General features: G+C 48.3%; 15 protein-coding genes and 1 tRNA gene. 5 read left to right on the top strand and 11 right to left on the bottom strand.

Features of this window, described 5'->3' with window-relative positions:
• Positions 1-50 precede the first annotated feature (50 nt).
• Together DXA36_RS07060 and DXA36_RS07055 are read right to left on the bottom strand one after the other, a co-directional pair.
• Positions 51-1,868 (bottom strand): DUF5722 domain-containing protein, encoded by a 1,818-nt coding sequence (locus tag DXA36_RS07060; RefSeq protein ID WP_147366558.1) that lies wholly within the window; start codon positions 1,866-1,868, stop codon positions 51-53.
• A 237-nt stretch (positions 1,869-2,105) separates the two neighbouring features.
• The gene (locus DXA36_RS07055) at positions 2,106-2,993 is read right to left on the bottom strand and encodes an AraC family transcriptional regulator (RefSeq protein ID WP_118677752.1); all 888 of its coding nucleotides are present in this window, start codon (positions 2,991-2,993) and stop codon (positions 2,106-2,108) included.
• Positions 2,994-3,200: 207 nt separating this feature from the next.
• On the opposite strand from DXA36_RS07055, the gene uxuA reads away from it, so the two are divergent.
• From uxuA to uxaC, 3 genes are all read left to right on the top strand, one after another.
• A complete protein-coding gene (gene uxuA, locus DXA36_RS07050) occupies positions 3,201-4,274 on the top strand; it encodes a mannonate dehydratase (RefSeq protein WP_118677750.1) in 1,074 nt (357 codons plus the stop codon).
• Between the two features lie 97 nt (positions 4,275-4,371).
• Complete coding sequence (locus tag DXA36_RS07045) at positions 4,372-5,985, top strand: mannitol dehydrogenase family protein (protein ID WP_118677748.1); 1,614 nt, start codon at positions 4,372-4,374, stop codon at positions 5,983-5,985.
• A gap of 20 nt (positions 5,986-6,005) precedes the next feature.
• On the top strand, positions 6,006-7,445 hold the full coding sequence (gene uxaC, locus DXA36_RS07040; protein ID WP_118677746.1) for a glucuronate isomerase: 1,440 nt from the start codon (positions 6,006-6,008) through the stop codon (positions 7,443-7,445).
• Positions 7,446-7,575: 130 nt separating this feature from the next.
• Here the strand turns inward: uxaC and DXA36_RS07035 are convergent, their stop codons facing one another.
• The gene (locus tag DXA36_RS07035; RefSeq protein ID WP_330424991.1) at positions 7,576-10,854 is read right to left on the bottom strand and encodes a PAS domain-containing hybrid sensor histidine kinase/response regulator; all 3,279 of its coding nucleotides are present in this window, start codon (positions 10,852-10,854) and stop codon (positions 7,576-7,578) included.
• A gap of 270 nt (positions 10,855-11,124) precedes the next feature.
• Between DXA36_RS07035 and cls the strand changes: the two genes are divergently transcribed.
• Positions 11,125-12,657 (top strand): cardiolipin synthase, encoded by a 1,533-nt coding sequence (cls, locus tag DXA36_RS07030; RefSeq protein ID WP_118677744.1) that lies wholly within the window; start codon positions 11,125-11,127, stop codon positions 12,655-12,657.
• A gap of 161 nt (positions 12,658-12,818) precedes the next feature.
• Here cls and DXA36_RS07025 read toward each other — a convergent pair whose 3' ends face one another.
• From DXA36_RS07025 to DXA36_RS06995, 7 genes are all read right to left on the bottom strand, one after another.
• Entirely contained in the window at positions 12,819-13,466 is a 648-nt protein-coding gene (locus DXA36_RS07025; RefSeq protein ID WP_118677742.1) for a corrinoid protein, read from the bottom strand.
• Positions 13,467-13,627: 161 nt separating this feature from the next.
• Positions 13,628-14,173: a ClbS/DfsB family four-helix bundle protein gene (locus DXA36_RS07020; RefSeq protein ID WP_118677740.1), complete on the bottom strand. Its 546-nt coding sequence runs from the start codon at positions 14,171-14,173 to the stop codon at positions 13,628-13,630.
• Positions 14,174-14,332: 159 nt separating this feature from the next.
• Complete coding sequence (locus DXA36_RS07015; protein WP_147366557.1) at positions 14,333-15,346, bottom strand: aldo/keto reductase; 1,014 nt, start codon at positions 15,344-15,346, stop codon at positions 14,333-14,335.
• A complete protein-coding gene (locus tag DXA36_RS07010) occupies positions 15,330-16,709 on the bottom strand; it encodes an ABC transporter substrate-binding protein (RefSeq protein WP_118677736.1) in 1,380 nt (459 codons plus the stop codon). The genes DXA36_RS07015 and DXA36_RS07010 overlap by 17 nt, the downstream gene beginning before the upstream one ends.
• Positions 16,710-16,750: 41 nt before the next feature.
• Positions 16,751-17,584, bottom strand: a complete 834-nt coding sequence (locus tag DXA36_RS07005; RefSeq protein ID WP_118677734.1) for a carbohydrate ABC transporter permease — start codon at positions 17,582-17,584, stop codon at positions 16,751-16,753.
• 25 nt (positions 17,585-17,609) lie between these two features.
• A complete protein-coding gene (locus tag DXA36_RS07000; protein WP_118677732.1) occupies positions 17,610-18,527 on the bottom strand; it encodes a carbohydrate ABC transporter permease in 918 nt (305 codons plus the stop codon).
• Positions 18,520-21,060: a beta-mannosidase gene (locus tag DXA36_RS06995; protein WP_118677730.1), complete on the bottom strand. Its 2,541-nt coding sequence runs from the start codon at positions 21,058-21,060 to the stop codon at positions 18,520-18,522. The genes DXA36_RS07000 and DXA36_RS06995 overlap by 8 nt, the downstream gene beginning before the upstream one ends.
• 241 nt (positions 21,061-21,301) lie before the next feature.
• Between DXA36_RS06995 and DXA36_RS06990 the strand changes: the two genes are divergently transcribed.
• The gene (locus tag DXA36_RS06990) at positions 21,302-23,623 is read left to right on the top strand and encodes an AraC family transcriptional regulator (protein WP_118677728.1); all 2,322 of its coding nucleotides are present in this window, start codon (positions 21,302-21,304) and stop codon (positions 23,621-23,623) included.
• Positions 23,624-23,992: 369 nt separating this feature from the next.
• Here the strand turns inward: DXA36_RS06990 and DXA36_RS06985 are convergent.
• Positions 23,993-24,064: transfer RNA gene (locus tag DXA36_RS06985), tRNA-Cys, on the bottom strand.
• Between the last annotated feature and the right edge of the window lie 89 nt (positions 24,065-24,153).

The raw sequence follows: 24,153 nt of genomic DNA, 5'->3' as shown, positions 1-24,153 counted from the left end.
CGGACGTAAGAAAGTAAGTAATTCAGGAGTGCCGGTTTCTTACCCGTTTCTCACTGTTTTACAATGACCTCATCCCACTCACGGATGCCAATATAAGACTTTGCAAATTCCGTGTAGGCTTCTTTTTCATCCGTATCTATATATTTGAACGTATTGTATATGTATTTGCGCCGCCCATTCTGGTAGGAAATCCCCAGGGCAAGCCCCTGCGCCACCTCACTGGCGTCATCCGTCTCCCTGGAAAGAAGCATGGAATCTATGTGCTGGTTGTTTTCCGCAATATAATAAGCATAGGCAAAAGCCGCCGCCTGCACGTCCTCCCCATAGGTGGAGGTAAAGCCCATCTCGCTCAGGATTACCGAACGGACCTCACCATCCGGCATCAGGTATTCCTCCTTCTGCAGATAATCCGTAACCACATCGATGTTATATATGGTAACCATGGAGGTATCCTCCGATTCCTGCACCATCTCCCCCGCTTCCCCGCTAAGTTCCCAGAACTTCGGCCAGGTCATGGGGTAGGAATACGGATGATGGGCCAGGCCCCACTGAATATTCCCTTCTTCCTTAATAATTGCATTGAAAGCATCCATCAAATCCCTGGAATCATAACTGGCATCGGAGCTTAGGTTCCTGTTCCATTGCTGATCCAGGGAAATATAAATTCTGGCATTGGCGTTAAAGCTTTTGATTCCGTTATAAAACAGCCTGACCGCCCGGGCATATTCCCTGGCATAGGTATGAATATCCACATACTTCATATAATTCCAGGTAGACCGTACATTCACTTCATTCCCGATTATCCAGTTCATCACAATGCCGTGTTCTTCATCCCGGTATCTTTCCGCAAGAAAGGCGGCCACCGCCTCCAGATAATCCGTTCCGCTCTCCTCCGCCGCATTGAATGCATAATAATACGCGTTCCCTCCCCGGGAAAGCGGATGGATGAGCTGGGGATAGGCATCCGACTTATTGTTCAGCAGAATGGCCGTAATCACAATCCCCTTATCCGTCAGGGTTTTAAAAACATAATCATATTCGGAAACCACATGGCCGTTTAAGGTGTAATCCTTTCCGTTATAATTATAGATGATGGTGGGATAATTGCTGTGCGTGCTCGGCCCCAGAAGCCTTGCTATGGGGATGTTGTAGGCGGCCTGCTTCACTCCCAGATCATCCAGCTCGGATGTCCCCAGCTTCTGGGGATCCACCAGCAGCCCTTTTATGGACTCCGACTCCGGATAAGGTTCCGAATAGCCCGCCAGCGCCTCCGGATTCGTTATGTAATGGGGTGTGCTCAGCGCCACATATTTCCCGTCCTTCTTCACCGCTACGACAAATTTGGAATACACACGGCTCTCCGCCGTATTCTCCAGGATATCCGCCTTCAGCATGAATCTGTTTTTTTTCTCCGTACGCGCAATATACGACGCATCCTCCGGTATCGTATCCTCATAGGTATCCATTTCCAGCAGATACAGATACCTGTCATCGCTGTCCGGAACCCCTTTGGTTTCCCCTTTCAATGAAAACTGTGTCCCGTCAGGAAGCACCTCACAGGAAAGGACCGTCACTCCGCTCTCATCTTCCCCGTTTCCCGCCGTATCCGCCTCTGTCCGCTCTTCCTCCCGGGGAATGTTCTCCCCCTCCGGAAGGACTTGTCCCGTTCCTTCAAAAATCCCGGCCACCTGTCTGCTGATATTTTCACTCTGATATACGACAAATATGGCAGTTCCCAATACCCCCAAAATAAGCAATAGTACCGCAAGATAGATTCCCACCACCTTGTTTCCTATTGCTTTCTTTTGTTTATGAGACCGTTCCCCCTTTTTCCGGGGATCGGTGTTTTTATTCTGTTCCTGCTTCATATTTATTCTGTTTTCCTGTTCCTGAAAATGGTTGCCGTGTTTTATTCCATCCGTTACTTGCTGAAATGCCTTAGCTTTTATTGTAACATAAGCCTTGTCCATGTAAAAGTATGAATGTTGTCCATTTTTTATTCCCTTTCTTATAAAATATGTCTAATTCTTCCCATTTTTTATCATATACCCCAAACTTCCCAGGTGCCAAAGGGCTCTCCACCTGCGGAGCCTGCGTGTATAATCCTATTTTTTCTCCAGATAAGCCCGGTAACTGGTAGGCGACATTCCGTATTCTTTTCGGAAATTCCGTAAAAAAGAAGAATAATCCGCAAACCCGCATTTCTCCCAGACTTCTCCTATGGTCATGCCCTCCTTCAGCCCTTCACAGGAACGCATCAGCCTCTTATTATTCAGGTAACTGTGGACCGTCATCCCCGTAAGCTCCTTAAAACGCCGCAGAAAATAATATTTACTCATATGCACACACGCCGCCAGATCCTCCACCCGTATCGTTTCCGTCATATGCGCTTCCATATATTCGTTCACCCGCTGCACCAGCTCGTGATGGATGCTCTCCTCCTTGGTAAAATAAAAGGAATCCCGGGAACAAAGCTCATTCAGATATACAAAAAACAGGATCAGCTGCGCCTTGTCAAACAGGCGCTTCCCCTCCGCCCCTTCCAAGTCCGGAATCTCCGTCATAGCCGCCTTCACCAGAGTACTCTTAAGAATCTCCTCATAACGCACCGGAAAATGATACGCGCAGTCCCTTCGTGCCGTAAAACATCCGCACAGATTCTGCTCCCCATCCGAAAGCCGATCCAGCATCCCCCTGCTGATCCACAGCACGATCCGCCGTGACTTCTCATGCTTCCCTTCCACATAATGATAATTATGCATCACATTCCTGCCGATAAGAAGGAAATCCCCCCGTTTCAGATTATAGGTCCTGTTATCCACCAGACTGGAAAATTCCCCCTCCATCACATAAATAACCTCATAAAAATCATGATAATGAAGCCTCGTGGCCCCTGTAGGAGCCCCGTGTTTTTCATAGATCTCGAAATCCTCCGCTATCATTACCTGCCGCTCATCCTCGCCGCTCATATACTTCGTCCGGATCGTACCCATCCCTCATCCCCTCCCCATTCTTTAAAAGTCTATAGCAATTTATGCATGATTTCAAGCAATAAATAAAGTTTTCAAGCATTTTTATATCCCTTATAATGACTGTAACATAACTGTTTGCCACCGTTGCCTGCAACATATGTTACAGGCAATAATCCACGGAAAAGCAACCGCCATACCCCCCACCACAAAGAAAGAGAGGATCCAGCCATGCAAATGACCTTACGATGGTACGGAAGCAAATTCGATACCGTTACCCTGAAACAAATCCGCCAGATTCCCGGCGTAACCGGAGTCATCTCCACGCTCTATGATTCCGTGCCCGGCGAGGCCTGGACACTTGAGGACATTCTCGCCCTCAAAAAAGAAATTGAAGACGCAGGCCTTCAGCTTGCCGGCATTGAAAGCGTAAATATCCACGATGCCATTAAAACCGGAGCCCCGGACAGGGACACCTATATCGACAACTACATTACCACGCTGGAAAACCTGGGAAAAGCGGACATCCACATGGTATGCTATAATTTTATGCCTGTTTTTGACTGGACCAGGACGGAACTTGCCCGCGTACGCCCCGATGGTTCCACCGTACTTGCATATACGCAGGAAGCAGTGGACAAACTGAATCCAGAGGATATGTTCGCTTCCATTTCCGCGGATACCAACGGCAGCATCATGCCCGGATGGGAGCCGGAACGCATGGAAAAGATCAAAGACCTTTTCGCCATGTATGAAAAGATAGATGAGGAAACGCTTTTTGCCAACCTGCGCTATTTCCTGGAACGCATTATGCCCACCTGTGACAAATACGACATCAATATGGCTATCCATCCGGATGACCCCGCATGGAGCGTTTTCGGCCTGCCCCGGATCATCATCAATAAAGAAAACATCCTGCGCATGATGAAGATGGTGGATAACCCGCATAACGGCGTCACCTTCTGTTCCGGTTCCTATGGCACGAATCTGGAAAATGATCTGCCCGGCATGATCCGTTCCCTTAAGGGCAGGATCCATTTTGCACATGTCCGCAACCTCAAGTTCAACAGCCCCACGGATTTCGAAGAATCCGCCCATCTTTCCTCCGACGGGACCTTCGATATGTATGAAATCATGAGGGCACTCTATGACATTGGTTTTGAAGGCCCCATCCGTCCGGATCACGGCCGTATGATTTGGGATGAGGTGGCAATGCCCGGCTACGGCCTCTATGACAGGGCCCTGGGCGCCGCATACCTGAACGGCCTCTGGGAGGCCATCGTAAAATCCCACGGCGGCAGATAATGGCAGCGCCCCGCAGACAGCCGGCGGAGGGCTGTCTGGCACCTGTGAAGTTTAAATCACGAAATTACCCGGTTTCCGATCAGAAAGGACAACGATTATGGAATTAAGCAAAAATGGTATCAGCAATCAGGAATGCTGGCAGGCTGCAGGTTATGACCTGCCCCGGTTTGATATCCCGGCCGTGACCCAAAAGACCCGCACCGCACCGGAATGGATCCATTTCGGCGCAGGAAATATTTTCCGCGCTTTTCAGGCCAACGTGGCCCAATGCCTTCTTAACAAGGGCATCCTTTCTACCGGCCTCATCGCCGCGGAAGGCTATGATTATGAAATTATCGAAAAAATGTACCGCCCCCATGACAATCTGGGCATCCTCGTAACCCTTAAGGCCGATGGAAGCATGGAAAAAACGGTTGTGGGCAGTATCGTGGAATCCATGATCCTGGACAGCGGGGATGAGGAAGAGTACGGACGTCTGAAAGAGATTTTCTGCGCTCCTTCCCTGAAAATGGCGAGCTTTACCATCACCGAAAAAGGCTACAGCCTGGTGGATGGCAAGAAAAAGCTTCTCCCGGATATCGCTTCCGATTTCCAATCCGGACCCGCAGCTCCCAAAAGCTACCTCGGCAAAGTAGTCTCCCTTCTTTATGAACGCTTCCTCCATGGAGCGCTCCCCCTTGCCATGGTAAGCATGGATAACTGCTCCCATAACGGGGATAAGCTGTACGCCGCAGCCTCATCTTTTGCGAAAGCCTGGGAAGAAAACGGACTCATTTCTCCCGGCTTCTGCGCCTATGTCAATGACACAAGCAAGGTCACCTTTCCCTGGACCATGATCGATAAAATAACCCCCCGTCCTGACGCAGCGGTAAAGGCCATGCTGGAAAAAGACAGGATCGACGATTTGGAACCGGTAATTACCTCCAAAAACACCTATGTTGCCCCTTTTGTAAACGCGGAGGAGTGCCAGTACCTCATCATTGAAGACGCCTTTCCCAACGGAAAGCTTCCGCTGGATGAGTGCGGTATCATCTATACCACCCGGGAAACCGTGGATAAGGTGGAAAAAATGAAGGTATGCACCTGTCTGAACCCCCTTCATACCGCCCTTGCCATATACGGGTGTCTCCTGGGCTATACCCTCATTGCCGATGAGATGAAAAACCCAATGCTTAAAAAAATGGTGGAGACCATCGGCTACCAGGAAGGACTTCCCGTTGTGGCAGACCCGGGCATCCTGGATCCGAAACAATTTATTGACGAGGTTGTCACCAAGCGTATCCCCAACCCCTTTATGCCGGATACCCCCCAGCGGATCGCAACAGATACTTCCCAGAAGCTCCCTGTCCGTTTCGGAGAGACTATCAAAGCCTATCAGGAATCCCCTTCCCTCTCCCCGGACAGCCTGCGCATCATTCCTCTTGTTTTTGCAGGCTGGCTTCGCTATCTCATGGCGACAGACGATAAGGGCACACCTTTTACGCTTTCCTCCGATCCCCTCCTGGATACGGTCCGCCCCTTTGTAGCCTCCTTCCGTCCGGGCGAACTGCCCGAAGATCTCTCCGGCCTGAATCCCCTCCTTTCCGACAGCAGGATATGGGGCGTGGACTTAATCGAAGCCGGCCTTGCCGATCGGGTAACCGATTATTTCCGCCAGCTTTGCGCAGGCAACGGAGCGGTGGAACACACCCTGAAAAAATATCTGGGATAACCAGGATAGGAGAATAACCCATGAAAACCTTCATGAACCAGGATTTCCTTCTGACCAATGAGACAGCCCGCACGCTTTATCACTCTTACGCAGAACAAATGCCTGTCTTTGATTACCACAACCACCTCAGCGCCCGGGAAATCTATGACGACATCCGCTTTTCCAACATCACCCGGGCGTGGCTTTACGGCGACCACTATAAATGGCGGGCGATGCGCACAGCCGGATTCCCTGAAGAACTCATCACCGGTCCCTGCGGTGAGCTGTCCCCTTCCGAAAGCGAAGAACAGGATTACCGGCGCTTCTGTGCCTGGGCGGAAACCATAGAAGGGGCTATCGGCAACCCGCTTTACCATTGGACGCACTTGGAGCTGCAGCGCTATTTTGACATCACACTGCCCCTTTCCCCTGGTACCTGCAAAGAAATCTGGGACAGCTGCAACAGCAGGCTCTCCTCCCCGGATTTTTCCGTACGGAACCTCCTGAAAAAGCAGAATGTCAAGAGCCTTTGTACCACCAACGATCCCTGCGAGGACTTGCATTACCACCGCCTTCTGAAAAAAGAAGGTTTTTCCGTAGAGGTCCTTCCAACCTTCCGCCCCGACAAAGCCTACCTTATAGGAAAAGAGGACTACCCCCGGTACCTGGATGCCCTCGCAAAAACATGGGGACACCCCATCGGATGCCTGTCCGACCTGAAGGAAGCCCTGACCTCCCGCCTGGATTTCTTTATCCGGGAAGCCGGCTGCCTGCTTTCCGATCACAGCCTGGAGGGCTGCATCTACGCTCCCGCCGCCGACGAACAGGCTCAGGCTATTTTTGAAAAACGTATGTCCGGCAGCTGCCTTTCCCTGGAGGAACGCCGCTGCTTCCAGGGGAACGTACTCACTTTCCTGGGGAAACAGTACGCCGCCCGCGGCATCGCCATGCAGCTTCATATCGGCGCCCTGCGCAACAATGCCGGCCGTATGCTGCAATGCCTTGGCCCTGACACCGGATTTGACAGCATCGACGACTTCACCTATGCCGGCGAACTTTCCGCCCTCCTGAACTCCATGGACTGTACCGGGGAATTACCCAAAACAATCCTCTACTGCCTGAACCAGCGCGACTACGAAATGCTCGCCGCCATGTGCGGCAATTTCCAGTCCGCACCCTGCCGCGGGAAAGTCCAGTTCGGGACAGCCTGGTGGTTCTGCGACAACAAACGCGGCATGGAAGCCCAGCTGGAGGTTCTTTCCTCCCTGAGCCTCCTGCCGGTAAGCATAGGCATGCTCACAGACTCCAGAAGCTTCCTCTCCTTCCCAAGGCACGAATACTACCGGAGAATCCTCTGCAATAAAATCGGTCAATGGGTAGAAGACGGCGAATACCCCTGCCATATCGATTACCTTGGAAAAACCATCCAAAATATCTGCTACAACAACGCGCTCCAATACCTGAAGGGGACAAACACCTGAGAGCGATTGTCCCTATCCCCTTCCGGATTATGGCAGCAAAATTCATTTTAAAAGGCAGCGCGCCAAACACCCCCTTTGTCTGGCGCACTGCCGCTTTTTGCCTTCCGCCCTTCCCGGGCCTTCACCTTTGTTACAGCTTCCTCAGTTCCTCCACAAGAAGCCCCATATCCAGCGGCTTCACCAAATACCCCGTCATCCCCGCCTCCTTTGCCAGAATACGATCCTCGTCAAAGGCATTGGCTGTCATAGCCAATACAGGTATTGTCCGCGCATCCTTTTTTTCCGAAGCCCGGATGGCCCTGGAAGCTTCCAGGCCATTCATAACAGGCATGCGGATATCCATCAGCACCGCGGAATAATAGCCTTCCGGCATCTCCCGGTACCTATCCACGGCCTCCCTGCCATTTTCTGCCGAATCCACCGTCAGCCCGTACATTTCCAGGAGGGATTTGGCAATTTCCAGGTTCAGCTGGTTGTCCTCCACCAGAAGGATGTGCTTTCCGTGAAAATTCGACGGCACCTCCTGCTTTTGTTTCTCACTGCTGTTCCCGGGAAATCCCTCCAGATGGGAAAAAGTATTATAAATCGTTGTCTTAAACAAAGGCTTGGAAATGAAGTAATTGGCTCCCGCACGGCACGCTTCTTCTTCAATACAGCTCCAGTCATAGGCGGAAATAATAATTATGGTCGTATCCGGGCCGGTAAGCTTACGGATCTGCCGGGTGGTTTCCACCCCGTCCATATCCGGCATAATCCAGTCAATCATGGCGATATCATAAGGCTGCCCGTCCTCCATCGCCTTCTTTACTTCCCGTACCGCGGTCCTGCCGGAATCCACCCACAGGGACCAGCCGCCGATTTCACCCAGGATTTCGGAAACCTGTTCCCCTACCATCTCGTCATCATCCACAATCAGCACCCGAAGGCCCTTCAGCAGCTCCCTGGACTTTCTCCTCTGCTCCGCATCCTCGTCATCATCGATCACCCCCAGCGGCAGAAGGACAGTGAAAATACTCCCTTCCTCCTTCCGGCTCCGGACTTCGATCCTTCCTCCCATAAGCTGCACCAGATTATATACGATGGAAAGACCCAGGCCGCTTCCCACATTATTCCGGGCCATTTCCGAGGATTCCTGCTCAAATGGCTGGAACAGACGGCTTTTAAATGCCTCCGACATACCGATTCCCGTATCCGATACCTGCATACGCAGGTATGCGAAGCCGTTCGTCCTTTTTTCTTCCTGTATCTGTACCTCCACACGTCCCCCGGCCGGCGTAAACTTTACCGCATTAGAAAGAAGGTTCATAACGATCTGCTTCAGCCGCAGCTCATCCCCGATATAATAATGCTCTATCGGATCCTTATAATGCAGCTCAAAATCCAGGCCCTGGTTGACTGCCTGGGGATAAATAATCGAGACAATCTCCTCTATAAACTCCACAAAATCAAACTTCTTCCGGGAAATCGTCATTTTCCCTGTTTCGATTTTGGACATGTCCAGAATATCATTGATAAGAGAAAGCAAATAACGGGAAGACGCATCGATTTTGTGGAAACAGTCCTGGATCCGGGAAGGATCGTCTTTTTTCAGCTGGCCGATTGTGGACATACCGATAATGGCGTTCATGGGTGTGCGGATATCATGGCTCATGCGGGACAGGAAATCCGATTTCGCTTCATTGGCCGCCCTTGCCGCCGCCAGCGCATCCCTCAGAAGCTGCTCCTGACGCGCCTTCTCCGCTCTCTGGGCATCCAGAAGCTTGACAAGCTCAATGGCGAGAACCTCTTCTCCCACCGGATTATCCACATAAATAATCTGAATGGAAAGCCAATGGTATTCCCCGTCCGTACCCTTTGCCCGTACTTCCATATACAATTCCCGTTCCCCGTCCCGGAAACGTGCGATAATGGATTTCCGGTCATAGAAGGCGGCAAAATCTTCCCGGTAGGAAGGATAAACCTCAGAAAGGAATTGCGCCGCCAGTTCATCAAACACCCCTTTTCTGTTCCGGAGAAAGCATTCCTGCTCTTCAATAAAGCAATCATAGGTATTCCGGGTCAGATTAATACTCATTATCATGGGATAAGCCGTACAGGTGGCCGCGCGCAGGGACTGGTTCTCAATCAGCCGCTGCCGTTCCTGAAGAAGCTGAAGCTTTTTGATTTCCGTAATATCGGTGAACAATGCCTGGATGATCTCGATTCCGTCTGCATTCACCAGCCTCTCCATAATCACATTAATCCAGACGGCCGTACCGTCTGTCCGCCTGCTCTCCCTGGTATAATTCACCGTGCCCGACATGGGATGGAGCTGCTCTATCATGCCCTTTACCCGGTTCCGGTCCTCCGCCAGGACAAGCTCCAGGGGCGAGCTTATATGACTGCGGAAATCCGCCTCAGAGGAATACCCGTAAAACTCCCACACCATCCGGTTCAGGCTCACAATGGTATGAGGCAGATCCGTTGTAAACTGGAGGATGCCGCAGGGCATGGAATTATAGAGCTGAGTCAGGAACCTGGCCTGCCTGCCCACTTCCTGGTTCACTGCGTCCATTTCCATCTGCCTCTGCTTACGTTCGGTAATATCTGAAATAAAACAGTAAATCGCTTCCTGCCCGTCCAGATCCAGCACCTTTTTCCCAATATCCGATACCCAGAAAACGCTGCCGTCCTTACGTATCACCCGGTACTCCAGACTGTAGGAATCCCCCTGATCCAGTTTTTGGCTTATGTTTTCCCATACCGTATCATAATCCTCTTCAAGGATATAACCATGCCCTGATTTGCCGGTAAGCCGTTCAAATTCATCCGGTCCTCCATATCCCAGGAGATAACAAAGGGATTCACTTATCCATTTTGCGGTGAAATTATACTCCGCACCGCATATCAGCATTCCCCCCGGAAGCTGGGAAAGCATCAGTTCAATCTGGCGATCCCTCTGCTCCAGTATCCGGCTCAGCCTCTCAAATGCTTCTCTGCCCGCCTGGGCAGGGAATAATTCATCCTCCTGAATATCCGAGTAATCCACCGAATTATGTATATGCTTCGTCCGCAGCCCTTCTTCTGTCCGTTCAAAAATAAAGGTAATCCGCTGATGCGTCCTGAAATACAATCCGGTTTCCTTCTTCGGCTGGATCCAGCTGTCCCCCTCACACAAAAAGAATTTTTCCCCCAGCCTTCGGGTTTCATATCTTTCCTCAGTCATGTCACAGGGAGCAAGATCCCCTTTCCCTTCCCGGAAACAGGCCGCCACAGCCTCCTTTCCCTCTGCCTTCTGCTTTTCCCCGGCCCCCAGCCAGACAATATCCTCAGCAAAGGTGGAAATCAGGAATTCCACATCCGATTCACAAAAATAACTCCGCAGAATTCCGTCCGCAAAAGCTTCTATTTCCTTAAGCTCTTCATCCATTCCCATGCCGCCTTTCATACCTCCGTTTGTCTATTGTTTCCAGTATAACAAAATCCCGCCCTGTCGTCATCCGGTTTTTAGCCCTTCCCGCAAAATATAACAGTTCGGGGAGGCCGCAGGGCACAAAGGGCTGTCTGAACTGTTATATTTTGCGGCCTGTTTTCCCAGTTCCTTTATGGGATAAATAGACATTTTCGGCACAAGCGGTTATAATAAAATAATTCTATATACAATTGGCTCTTCCAATAAGATAAAACCGGGGGGAATACTATGAGGAATATTCTGAAGGTCATATTCGGACGTGTTTTGTTTACCGTCCTCTGTCTGCTCATCCAGCTTGCCTGGCTCATTGCGCTCGTCTGGAAGCTGAACCAGTACTATGTATGGTTTGCATCCGTCATTGAAATTATCGGACTTATCGTTGTTCTGCGGATCAATGCCAAAAGTGAATTTTCCGCAGCCAGGCTTGTATGGACCATCGTAATCCTCGCCCTCCCCCTGTTCGGCATTATCCTGTATCTGATGTTTGGCCGGACAGGCATTACCAAAAGAACGAAAGTCTATTATGAAAAGGTGGCAGGAAAATACAGTCCCGAACTGAAACAGGATGAGCATATATTCCGGAGTCTCCGGGAAGAAAATATATACATCCATAACCAGGAAGCCTATATCCGCCGTTCCAGCGGCTATCCCGTATACCGCAACACACAAACCGTATACTATCCCCAGGCGGAACCGGCCCTGGAGGCGCTCCTGAAAGATCTGGAAAATGCCAGGGAGTTTATTTTCATGGAATATTTCGCGGTGGAGGATTCGGAAGCCTTCCGCCGGATCGAAAAAGTCCTTCTGCAAAAAGTTTCCGAAGGCGTGGAGGTACGTTTTATATATGATGACTTTGGAAGCATCGGTTATGTAAAACCGGAATTCATGCGCCGCCTGAACCAGCAGGGAATCCAGTGCCGCATTTTCAACCCCCTCGTCCCTTTCCTTTACATTTTCATGAACCACAGGGATCACCGCAAGATAACCGTTATCGATAATCGTATCAGCTTCTCCGGAGGCTTTAATCTGGCGGACGAATATTTTAATATCACCCATCCCTACGGACACTGGAAGGATACCGGCATCCGCCTGGAAGGCGATGCGGTGAAAAGCCATACCATCATGTTTCTGGAAATGTGGAATTTCATCCGGGACACCGATATCTCCTGTGAAAAGTACCTGACCGGGAATACCGCCTTCCCAAGCCCCCAAAAGGGCTATATCCAGCCTTATTCCGACACACCCCTGGACAATGTGACACTCGGCGAAAACGTGTATATGAATATACTTAAGAACGCCTCCCGATATGTGTATATTACCACCCCCTATCTTATTATCGACAATGAAATGCAGAAGGAATTGTGCATGGCGGCGGAAAGAGGTATTGATGTGCGCATTATTACTCCCGGCATCCCGGACAAAAAGCTCGTTTTCCTGCTCACCCAATCCTATTATGCCGCCCTGATCCGTTCCGGGGTCCGTATTTATGAATATACTCCGGGGTTTATCCACGCAAAAGGCTATCTCTGTGACGATCAGGTCGCCGTCGTGGGCACCATCAACATGGACTACCGCTCCCTCTACCTGCATTTTGAATGCGGGGTATACCTCTATGGCTGCGATGCCATTCAGGACATAAAAAAGGATTTTACCGAAACCTTCCCCGTATGCCGGGAAATCGGACTGGACTACTGCAGGAAACGCTCCGTTTTCATCCGCTGCTTCCAATGTATCCTGCGATTATTCGCCCCTCTTCTGTAAACAATGGATCCCCTGAACCGGAAACCATCCTAATGCGCGTGCGCCCGCCGGGCGTACAGAAAACAGGCGGACTGTTCTTGTCCGCCTGTCTGCCCTTTCCCATATTTTCTTACGATCCGCACGGTAAATACGCTTGCCTGCTGAATAGTTACCATCCTGTCTCAGTTATCAGGTTTTTCTTCTACCGCGGCTTTTGCCACCTCCGCTGCCGTGGCGGCGTCCGGCGTATAATAATCCGCGCCGATATGGCTGGCAAAACTTTTGTTCACCGGCGCGCCCCCCACCATAACAATATACTTATCCCGCAGCCCCCGCTCTTTCAGCTTATCGATGCATTCCTCCATAGCGTTCATCGTCGTGGTAAGCAGCGCCGACATACAGATCACATCCGCATCCGTTTCCTCCGCTTTCGAAATAAAGGCATCCGCATCTGCATCCACGCCCACATCGATCACCTCAAACCCGGCTCCCCTTAGCATCATAGCCACCAGATTCTTGCCGATATCATGCAGATCGCCTTTTACCGTCCCCACAACCGCCTTTCCCACCGGCTCATTCCCCATTTCCACCAGCTTCGGCTCTATTATGGTAAGTCCCGCATTCATAGCTCTCGCCGCAACCAGAACCTCCGGAACAAATATCTCGTCATTCTTAAATTTCGTGCCAACCAGCATCATGCCGTCAACCAGGCCGTCATTCAGGATTTCTTTTGCATCCATCCCCTCTTCCAGCGCCTGTATCACCAAATCCTTTACAATCCTGGCTTTCCCCTTCTGCAAGAATTCCGAAATTTCCGCTGCTGTTACCATACTTCCCACTCCTCTTGGCTTTTATGGATATTATCTTTCCCGGGCCTGAACGCCGTTCCGCCGTCCCACCATACTTTTAGCAGATACACTCCGTTCCTTTTATTTACTATATCCCATGCGCCAAATAAAAACTGGTAAAATTTAAAGATTATTAGGAATTCTTATGCCCCTTCCCGTAATGCTTTTATCTGCATTTTTATCTTTTTAGCAGCCCATTCATAATGGCTGGATGTGGCGGAAATACAGTAGGAACCCATATTTGTGGTTCCTGTCCAGGAGAAATGCTTCTTTTCAAACAATTCTTCGTTTGAATATTCCGCAATCATATCCATCACTTTCCCATGGCTGTCCCGTAGCAGTTTTTCTGCTTCTTCATACGTAGTGGCCTGATGTTTTTTCCAGAACCCCACATTCATCTGCCCATAGGTTTTCCAATTATATGGTTCAGGCAAAAATGGTTTCATCTGGCCGTTCCGGTTCGCTTCCACCCAATCCAGCAGCAGCTGGTGCCACTCATAGAGATGAATATAGACGTCGCGCAGATTATTGTCACGCGTCCAGTGCGCTTCCCTCATTTTACTGCTCTTTTCAAAACAGAAGGCCGCCCTTTTTTCCTCCTCTGTCATGGAATCCGCCAATTCCCACATGTTATCAAATTGTTCCTTTGCCGAACTGATTAAATCCTGCTTTGTTGCCGCTCTGCCCATCCTGCTTGTCCTCCATTCATTTCCTTTACTGTACCGTTATCATACCATACATAAGATGACAACAGTATGTCATCTTTTGTCATCTGAATAATTATATATGATACGTTCAGCAAGGGACACCAGATAAGCGGCCTGCGCACCAAGAGCAAAGGTACGTATTTATTTTTTTATACTTTCCTGCCATGCCATCTCCACAGGCCCTGCAACTGCTCCTGCGAAAGTCAGCCTCCTCTTTGCTTCCTGATACACCTCATCCGGCAGTTTTCCTTTTTCCGCCATCCGGACATTCCTCCTTAAATGATCTATGTTCTTTGTACCGGCAAGCACACATGCCAGCCCCGGGTGGCTGAGGGAATAACGGATCAGGAAGTCATTCTCACTTTCCCCTTCTTCACACAGCTCAGAAAGCCGTGCCGCGGCAAGCTTAGCCGGATAAGAATCATCGTACCGCTTCAGGATGCCTCTGGCAACGATTCCGGTGCCGTAACGGTCACAGGCCTCCTGAATCACATTTTCGCTCAGCCTGGTAAGCCCTCCGTAAACAAGCTGTATAACTTCTATCCGCGGATCGGAAGCAAAGGGCAGTATGGAATGATATCCATAGCCTGCAGGAAAACCATACATACCGGGACCCTTATTGCATACGGTAAGCCCCAGATGCAGCGCTTTGCCCGAACGGCGGATTTCTTCCAGGACCTCCATGGTTTCTTCCCATTTTCCCTCCGGGAAATCAGCGGGGATGACACCGTGAAGCTGAAGGATATCCACGTGATCCGTTTTCAGAAGGCGCAGGCTTTCATCAATATTACCCATGATGGTTTCCCTGTCAAAAGAATAAAGGGGACCTCTTCCCGTCATGTTGTCACCGCATTTGGTAGCCAGCACGTATTCCTCTCTGCGTCCTGCAATCGCCTTGCCGATATAATATTCACTCTTGGCATATTCCGGTGAGGTATCCACGTAGGTAATACCCTGATCCAGAACTTCGTTAAGGAGACGGACCGCACTTTTTTCATCCAGGTACAGCAGCTCCATTCCCCCGAACCCCAGTGCTGTGATTTCACAGCCGGTTTTTCCGAATTTTCTTATTTCCATCATTCCTCCCATCTGCGCGCTTCCTGCACGCCTGTGGCTGAAGCCGAAGCTTATCAGCCCGTCACTTATTGTTGTCAATCACCTGCTGGCACTGCTGGGCTGCCGTCTCCAGCGCTTTATCAAAAGGAATCTCACCCATAACCGCCTTTTCCGCCTGTGCCTTATAGAGGTTTACGATTTCCCCGGTATAACTGGGGACATATTCCCAGAAATTATTTTTCAGATCCGGATTGTTCAGAACGGTCAGAAGCTGTTCCTTATCAAATAATTCCGGATTCTCAGCGGTCATCAGATCCACTACATCCCCGATGCCGGTCTGGTTATTCTTATCCGCAGTAAAGGTAACACCCTTCATGGGGATCCCTTCAGTAGTCAGATAGCGCAGATACTTGTAGGATTCTTCAGCATTCACGGTAGTGGCACCAATGCAGTAGAAACGGTTGTCCGCATAGGCATATCCGGTACGTCCGTCAGCGGGCATGGGGAAGGATGCATAAGTAGTTGTAAAAGTATGAGGATAATTCTCCAGGTCTGCCGTCTGCGGGATGATATTGGTAGCCATCAGAATCATACTGCACTTTCCGCTGAAAAATGCAGTCCTGAAATCCAGGTTGGTGGCAAGCACCTCAGACAGCGGCATGGCACACTGATCTACCTGCTCCATGCGGTAACGCAATTCCAGGGATTCGCGGAAGGAAGGGTCATCCAGATTCAGGGTGCCGTCTTTATTCAGATACGGATTGCCGTCCAGCCTGTTGTAGGCGGTAAGTACATTATAATGATCATAGGTATAGAACATGGCACCGTAATGCTTATCCGGACCTTCCCCCCAGGTCAGCTTCCGGGCATATTCTTCGAAGTCCTCCCAGGTCCAGTTCAGGGAAGGAACCTCCAGTCCCGCCTTTTCCAGATCATCCTTGTTTATCCAGATTACATACTCCTTGACATCTCCCGGAAGGCCGTACACCTTTCCGTCCTCCACAGAAGAATCTATGGTATACAGATCCGTTACGGAAGAAACCCCTTCCGCCTTTATGAAATCATCCATAGGATAGAATTCCCCCTGGGCAGCTCTGGATGCATAATCAAACTTTACATTAAAGAAACAGATGTCAAGCTGTTCCCCGGAAAGGATTGTCGTGTCAACCTTGGTGTAGTAGTCCGCTCCGGGAACATCCACAATTTCAATCTGTACATGAGGATTTCTTCTGGTATACTCTGCGTTAATCTCGTTCAGCTTTTCTGTCAGAGTCGGTTCATTGTTAAAAAATCTCAGGGTAATTGTCTCCGGTTCCCCATTTTCTGCCGTCTGCATTCCTGTCTCCGGGGTCTCAACTGCCGGCGCCTCCTGCGCAGTCTCCCCGCCTCTTCCGCAAGCGCACAGTCCTGCCGTGAGCAAAGCTGCCATTGTGATTGATAAAAGCTGTTTCCATTTTCTCATAAAATGAGCCTCCTTGTATATATATTATTTTATTAAAACCCTCATTCTTTTACCGCCCCTATGGTAATTCCCTCTATGACATTTTTCTGGCAAATAAGGAACAGAAGCATCAGCGGCATAATGGAAAGGACAGCTGCTGCCATAGTGGGTCCATACTGGTTTCCGTATTCCGAACTGAAACTCCTCATACCCAGCTGAAGTGTAAATTTGCTGGTGGTATTGAGAAAAATCAGGGGATTCATATAATCATTCCACGTCCAGATAAACTTGAGCATAGCCAGCGTCACCAGGGACGGCTTGGATATGGGCAGTATGATACGGGTGAAGATCTGCATATGTCCTGCTCCGTCAATGATCGCCGCCTCGGAAAGTTCACCGGATATGGCTCCCATAAACTGCTTCAGCAGGAATACACCGTATACACTGAATGAAGTCAGGATAACCAGCCCCAAATGTGTGTCCATCAGACCTGCCTCCTTAAAAATCATAAAACAGGGAATCAGGGTAACCTGGGAGGGAATCATCATGGTGCTCAGATATACCATAAAGATAACACCGCTGAATTTAAATGTGATCTTCGCAAAAGCATACGCCGCCATGGCCGATACCGCCACCTGCAGCAGCGTGGACAGGACGGATATTTTAATCGTATTCAGATAATAAAGGGGAAAATCAAAAGAGCCGTTCCACGCCTCCCAATAGTTCATAAGATCTGGTGTCCGCGGTATAAATCTGATTGGGAACTCAAACACCTCCCCTTCAATTTTGAAGGAGGTGGAAATCATCCACAACAGCGGCAGAATCATCGTCAGCGCCAGAATGCCGATTATAACGGTAAAGCATATGCGTATAATAATTGTTTTCTTTTTTTCCATCCGTAAACCCTCCTGCTGCCTTCCGTTAATCTGCATCATTCTTATTTCCAAATTTCCATTGGATCAAAGTAATTACCAGGATGATGGAGAACAAAACCCAGGCCATAGCGCTGGCATAACCCATATCATAATAGGTAAATGCTTTTTGATAAATGTAATAGGCCAGAACCATAGTGGAATCTCCCGGCCCTCCCTGGGTGATAACACTGACCTGATCAAATACCTTGAAAGAACTGATCATTGCCATAATTGTCAGGAAGAACGTGGTGGGCGCCACTCCCGGTATGGTAATATATCTGATTTTCTGCCAGGCATTGCAGCCGTCTATAGCGGCAGCATCATACAATTCCCTGCTGATGCCGGTGAATCCGGCCATATAGAGGACGACATTGTAACCAATCTGTATCCATACCGTTTCTATTGCAATACCTATCAAGGCCCACTTACTGCTTCCGAACCATCCCGGCAGACTGGTAACCCCCAATGCAGACAGGAACTGATTAACGGGTCCGGATGCCGGATGTAAAATAACCTTCCAGACCACGGAGACAGCCACCAGGCTTGAAATATAAGGAAGAAAAATACTGATTTTCAGGAACGTCTTTCCATAAGTAAAGTCATGGATAATCACCGCCGCCGCGAAACCTAAAAGCAGGGATACCGGCACTGTATAAAGGGTATACAGGAAGGTGTTTTTCAGGGACGCAATGAATTTTATATCCTGGAACAACGCTGTGAAATTAGCCGCCCCCTTCCACTCCATCCCTGCAAAGCCCGAAATAAAAGACCATTTGGTAAAGCTTAAAAAGAGGGAAAAAAGCATGGGAAGGAATATGAACCCTAAAAATCCTGTAAGGCTGGGAAGCAGAAACAGATAACCCGCCAGATTTTCAGCTCCTTTCCTGGTTTTGCACAGCCTGAACGCATTTATTTTTTTATGCATTTGTATTCCCCTTTCCCACCACCGGTAACTCACATACTGTGAAGGTGCTGCCATACTGTGCCTTAGCACGGACGCAGCTTCCTTCCCCCTTTCTTATTATGCCAACTCTCTTCGTTTCAAAGGGCAGGAGATCAAAGAAATTATCCTCAAAAACCCAGCCGAAAGCTTCACCATCCTCTCCGGCTGACAGTTCCACGCATCTTGCGAAACGATCCGTACTGACAGTTACGCTGTCACCCTCAACGGTAAGAGTAAGTATGGCATCCGGAAACGCAAGCATATTTTCCTGCTTCAGAAAAGCCGTGGTGGTAAAAAGCGCCTCCCCACGCTCATCCTTTAAACAGGCATGAAGTACCGTATGCCAGTGAACCGGCCCCCAAAAATCCAGATTGGTCAGAACCCCGGAAGTATCCTTCAAAAGGGAAACCGGAATCTCCGCCTGCCTGTCTGTCCGGTTTTCATCCATACGGAAGGAAGTAAGGGTCACGGTCCCCCTGAAATCGGAAAGGGTGTCATTGACTCCCCACAGATAAACCCGATCATCCACCTCCAGGTCAATCCAGACAGGACGGACAGCCCTTTTAACCGCATAATAGGTCATAGCACATTCCCCGTAATAATCCACCAGTGCACAATAAAAATTAGGCCAGGGATCGTTTATCTTCCAGAGCATAAAACCCTGACAGATAGTATTCTCTTCACTCTTATAGTGGGGTTTCCCCCTCCTGCTTCTCGCATACATCTGGTAAATATCCTGGCTGGCCGCCGCTGTAAATTTATAAATCAGGCCATCCGGGGTATCGGCGGAATAATATTCATGTATCGGCCCAAGTTTCTCTTCCCCAAAGTTTCCGAGACGGCTTGCCCACGAGGCCGGCATGGGTTTTATGCACCCCACAGGCCTGACATCTGTATAATTCTCATCCCACATCCCGGATCCCAGCCATCGCTTCATTGATTTATACTGCGGAGGATATACCCGGATATTCTCCGAATAGAAAACCCCATAGGGTTCTCCCGGAAGAAAACGCCGGAAAGCACGGCTCCCATGAGAATCGCCAAAATCCGGATCGTTCGTATATTTTCCTTCATAGGGACAGGAAACATGGTAAACCCTCTCCGGATCCAGTTCATTACAGAGCCTGCGGAAAGTATCCGTGAGAATATCGTAGCCGATAGTACTGCTGCGTTCAAAATATTCATTCATATAAATGTTCTCGTTGCCTCCGCACCACAGATAAATGCAGGGATGGTGCTTTAGTCTGCGCAGCATGGCTTCAGCCTGGCCGGCGAGCAATTCCCGGTAATGTTCATCGCAGGGCAGCTCGGACCCTCCCGTGGGGAAATCCTGCCATACCAGAATTCCCAGTTCATCGAACCTGTCATAAAAACGATCCGGATAAGGTTTGCCAGGCCCCCATATTCTGACGGCATTCATTCCGGCCAGCCAGATCTTGTCAATAAGGTCAAAGGCTGTCTGGTCATGAAACACATTCGACGGACCATAAACAGGCGCAATATCCCCGCCAAACAGGCGGATATGTTCCCCATTGCAGGTAAATGCCATATTTCCCGTCCGCCTGATATCACGGATACCAAAAGGCCTGCATACCGGTTCACAGACGACACCGTCCATAGAAAGCTCCGCCCGAAACCGGTAAAGAGGCTGATCTCCATAATTTCTGGGCCACCACAGCTTGGGATTCTCCACAAGGATACTGCCTTCTATACGGAACTCCCCCGCTTCTACCTGTTTGCCGGATGCCCGGAACAGCGGGTTGCTTCCATCGGCTTCGCTGACCATAATGTCCGCCCTAATCATGCCGCCCCTGTAGGCAGTCCCCCGCACAGAATAACTTACCGCAGCCTTATCATATACCTGGAAAGGCTGGCTTTGTTTCACATCAATAGTTACCTCCTGAAGTTTCAGGACAGAGCACCCTTCCACATATACATCATCAAAAATGCCTATATTCCAGTATCCCCGGCATTTACCGGGATCCGCACCATAATCCTCCGCTTTTAACAGCATAGCCCTTGCGGGAACACAACCCCTGTACCTTTCCGGCATCGTGTCCGTAAAAACTTTCAACATTTTCTCATGACTGTGGAAATAAAGTAACAGGGAATTCTTTCCGTCTAAAGTTACCAGATCGGTTATCTCCTTCTCAAAAGGAAGATACATGCTCTCAGAAAGTCCAAGGTATTCTCCATTCAGAAAAATGTCACATACCGTATCAAGTCCTTTACAGCAAAGGAAATAGTGCTCTTCTTCCTTTGGTATGGTAAATTCCGTTTTATAAAACCAGTCATACCCGGATACCCAGGCCAACTCGGATGAATCCCCGCTTTCCAATACTTCGGCGGATGCAAGTCCGTTCTGTATCAGAATCTCATGTACCTGGGCAATCTGCCCGGCAGGTAAAAGATCGTCTGTAATACTATTTACTTTTTCTGATAATTCCTGTTTGGATTCGCTAAAATCAAAATTTGCTTTTCCTATCTTCCACTCCGTGAGCTTACGCTTTTCCATAGCAGCTGTTTCTGCCTCCTTTCCGCACCGTTTACATCAGCGCCTGAACATGGCTAAATCGTAGCATGTGTATTCGTGCTTTTAAACTTCAAATATGTGTTTTTGACTCAGAAAAACTCACATAATATACTATGAAAATCAGCAAAACACTCTTAAAAAGAAGAAGTATAGACAATTCCTATAGTGATATAGAGAGGGAACATGTATAATATTGACAAACGAACGGGAGGGGTTACAAAAGATGAGCAGAAAAAAATTTATCAGCAAAAAATATTATCAGGTCCTTTTTACAGCAATATTTTCTATACTGATTCTGTTATCCGGCCTCTTATCCTATCTGGCCTTATCTTTTTACGCATCAGGAATCAACAATAAGAAACTATCAGCCGCCAATGAATATTTAGAGGATACGGCAGTGAGCTATAAAGAGTTAACGCGGGAAATAGATGTTCTGTATGCCTTTCTCCTGAGTAACAATTCTACTGTTACGGAATATCTGACCGCCCGGGGCAAAAATAACCGCCCCGAAACCGAAACCCTTCAGACAATCAGAAATATAGGAAGCCTGAATACCTATATATCCTCAATTGTATTATACAATCATGTAAATGACACCTATCTGTCCAGCGAGGCTTCTTTTGATATGAAGCTCTTTTTAAAAGCCTTTCTGAAAAATTCCGCCGAAAACCTGCCGGCACAGGCAAAACAGAAGGCCGTCTTTGCCTACTATGATCCGGACCGTTCCGGGGACAACGGTGGCCCGGACTATCTAAGTATGGTTTATTACATCTTAAACAAGTATACACAGACCTACTACTGCGTGGTTTTTAATTTGGATACTGAGAAGATCGGGACAGGGATTTTAGGGGATACCCGGGAAAATGCATATCTGGTAAATGAATTTGGCTCCATTGTGGCGGCACATAGCGGAACAGCCCCGGTTACAAGCATTCCTTTTTCCTGGATAAAAAAAGCCTCTGCAGGAACTTCAGACGGTACATTCACAGAACGGCTGAACGGAGAAAATTATCTGATATCCTATCGGAGACTGGACACAACAGACTGGTATTGTTTTACGGTAAACAAAAGCAGTACTTTTCTGCTGCATTCTCCGTATCTGCTCCTCCTGCTGTGTCTCATCAGTATTTTATTATCTCTCGGACTCACCTCTTTCCTCTCAAAAAAACTTTATTCTCCTATCCACTATACGATTACGGAATTGGATCAGATAGCAGGAGCTTCGGAACTAGGTACCGGCGACGGAATGAAAAACAGAAATGATGAATTCGCTTACGTAAATTCTATTGTTACTGCATTATCCGATAAAGTGCAGGATTTAAAGCTTGAAAATTCCAGCAACATGGAAATCCTCAAAAAATCATTTTTAAAGACATTGATACAGGAGAACGGACCGGTAACAGACTTGGAAAAAGCATGGCGGATTTATAATATTCAGCTGTTTGGCCCGGAGATCTATCTGCTGCTGGTGGATACAGATTATATAACCGGCAGGGAGCAGATAAACGGACTGTCTTTTTCGGAAATACTGCAGGCAGGACTGGAAAACACCCTGGCTGATTTATGCAGCTTTGAACTGATACCCAGAACCGAAACGCAGTATATTATTTTATATACCCCAAAAACAGGAGGGATGGAATACCATCTGCCGAAAGAAAGACTGCAAAAGCTGCAGGAATTTGTATCACTTGCAGCAAATGCCAGCATAACGCTGGTGCCGGAAGGAAACTGCTACCCGGCTGCAAGGATTTATGAAGGATACAAAAATGCGGTAAGACTGCTTAAGGAACGGTTCATTCTGGGGTATGGAAAAATCATATCAAGGGATGAAATCGATACCCTCTTATCCGTTATGACCACGTATCCGGATGAACTTATAAAGGGGATGATAGAAAGCATCAAACAAAGGGATAAAGAGAACTTCCTGGAACGTTATGATAAACTGACAGATTTCTTACGTACATATGTATACCAGGATGTAATCCGTATACTCATCCACCTGGTAGATCAGATGGCAAACGTAATGCGTTCCATTACTGTAGACAGCCAGTACCTGAATATGGATTTTTCATCTGTAGATGAGTTATTCCACTCCGTACATACCCTAAAAGAAACAAAGGGATGGTTTATACAGATTTTTGATCAATACCTGAAAACCTTGCAGCATTCCGCGCTTAATAAAAACGATATTTATTGGGATGCGGTAAAGCAGGCACAGGAATCCATTCGCAAAAATTTGGGGGATCCAAATCTGAGTATAGATAGGATATCCGAAGTTGTTGGATACTCTTCCAATTATTTTTCAAAAATATTTAAAAGCCTGACAGGTGTTTACCTGAAGGATTACATAAAGAATGTGAGAATCAGCTATGCGATATCCCTTTTGGCCGAGACAGATATGACGGTAAATGAAATTTCTAACCGAACGGGATTTGTAAATCAGAACTACTTCTTCGCAGCATTTAAGAAAGAGACAGGGATGACACCGGCTGTTTACCGGAAACAGCACGGGAAGAAAAAAGAGGATGCAGGCAATACTAAGTAAAACCAAACTCATTGACTCTCTATGCGGCTAATTTTAATGGCGTATTTTCACTATTTTAGCACACTCTATTTTATATAATATTAATCGTTAAATTAAAAACAGCCTCCACCTTATTTCCACCTTATCTTGCGGTTTTATTCGGTTTAAAACGGTTTAAAACGATACTTTAGATGATACTACATATATTATTGCTTCAGTCCTTACAATTAACTCAAAGGTAATAACAATGGTCTATGATACAAAAAAATTTATTTTAAATTTTATTTATTCCAGTAAAATCAAGGCTTTCAGTACTTCACCAAGCCTGATAGATTAAAAAAATAGAGTGGACAAACGAAAAAAGAACCAGATTTCTCTGATTCTTTGTAGAGGCGCAGACCGGATTTGAACCGGTGGATACTGGTGTTGCAGACCATTGCCTTACCACTTGGCTACTGCGCCTTGTTTATTATATTATATGCAGAACACAATTAAAATATGACTCCGACGGGAATCGAACCCGTGTTACCGCCGTGAAAGGGCGATGTCTT

Source organism: Eisenbergiella sp. OF01-20 (assembly GCF_003478085.1).
Lineage (GTDB): Bacteria > Bacillota > Clostridia > Lachnospirales > Lachnospiraceae > Eisenbergiella.
The sequence above is the reverse complement of the archived record's forward strand: the minus strand, read 5'-3'. Positions and strand labels throughout refer to the sequence as shown.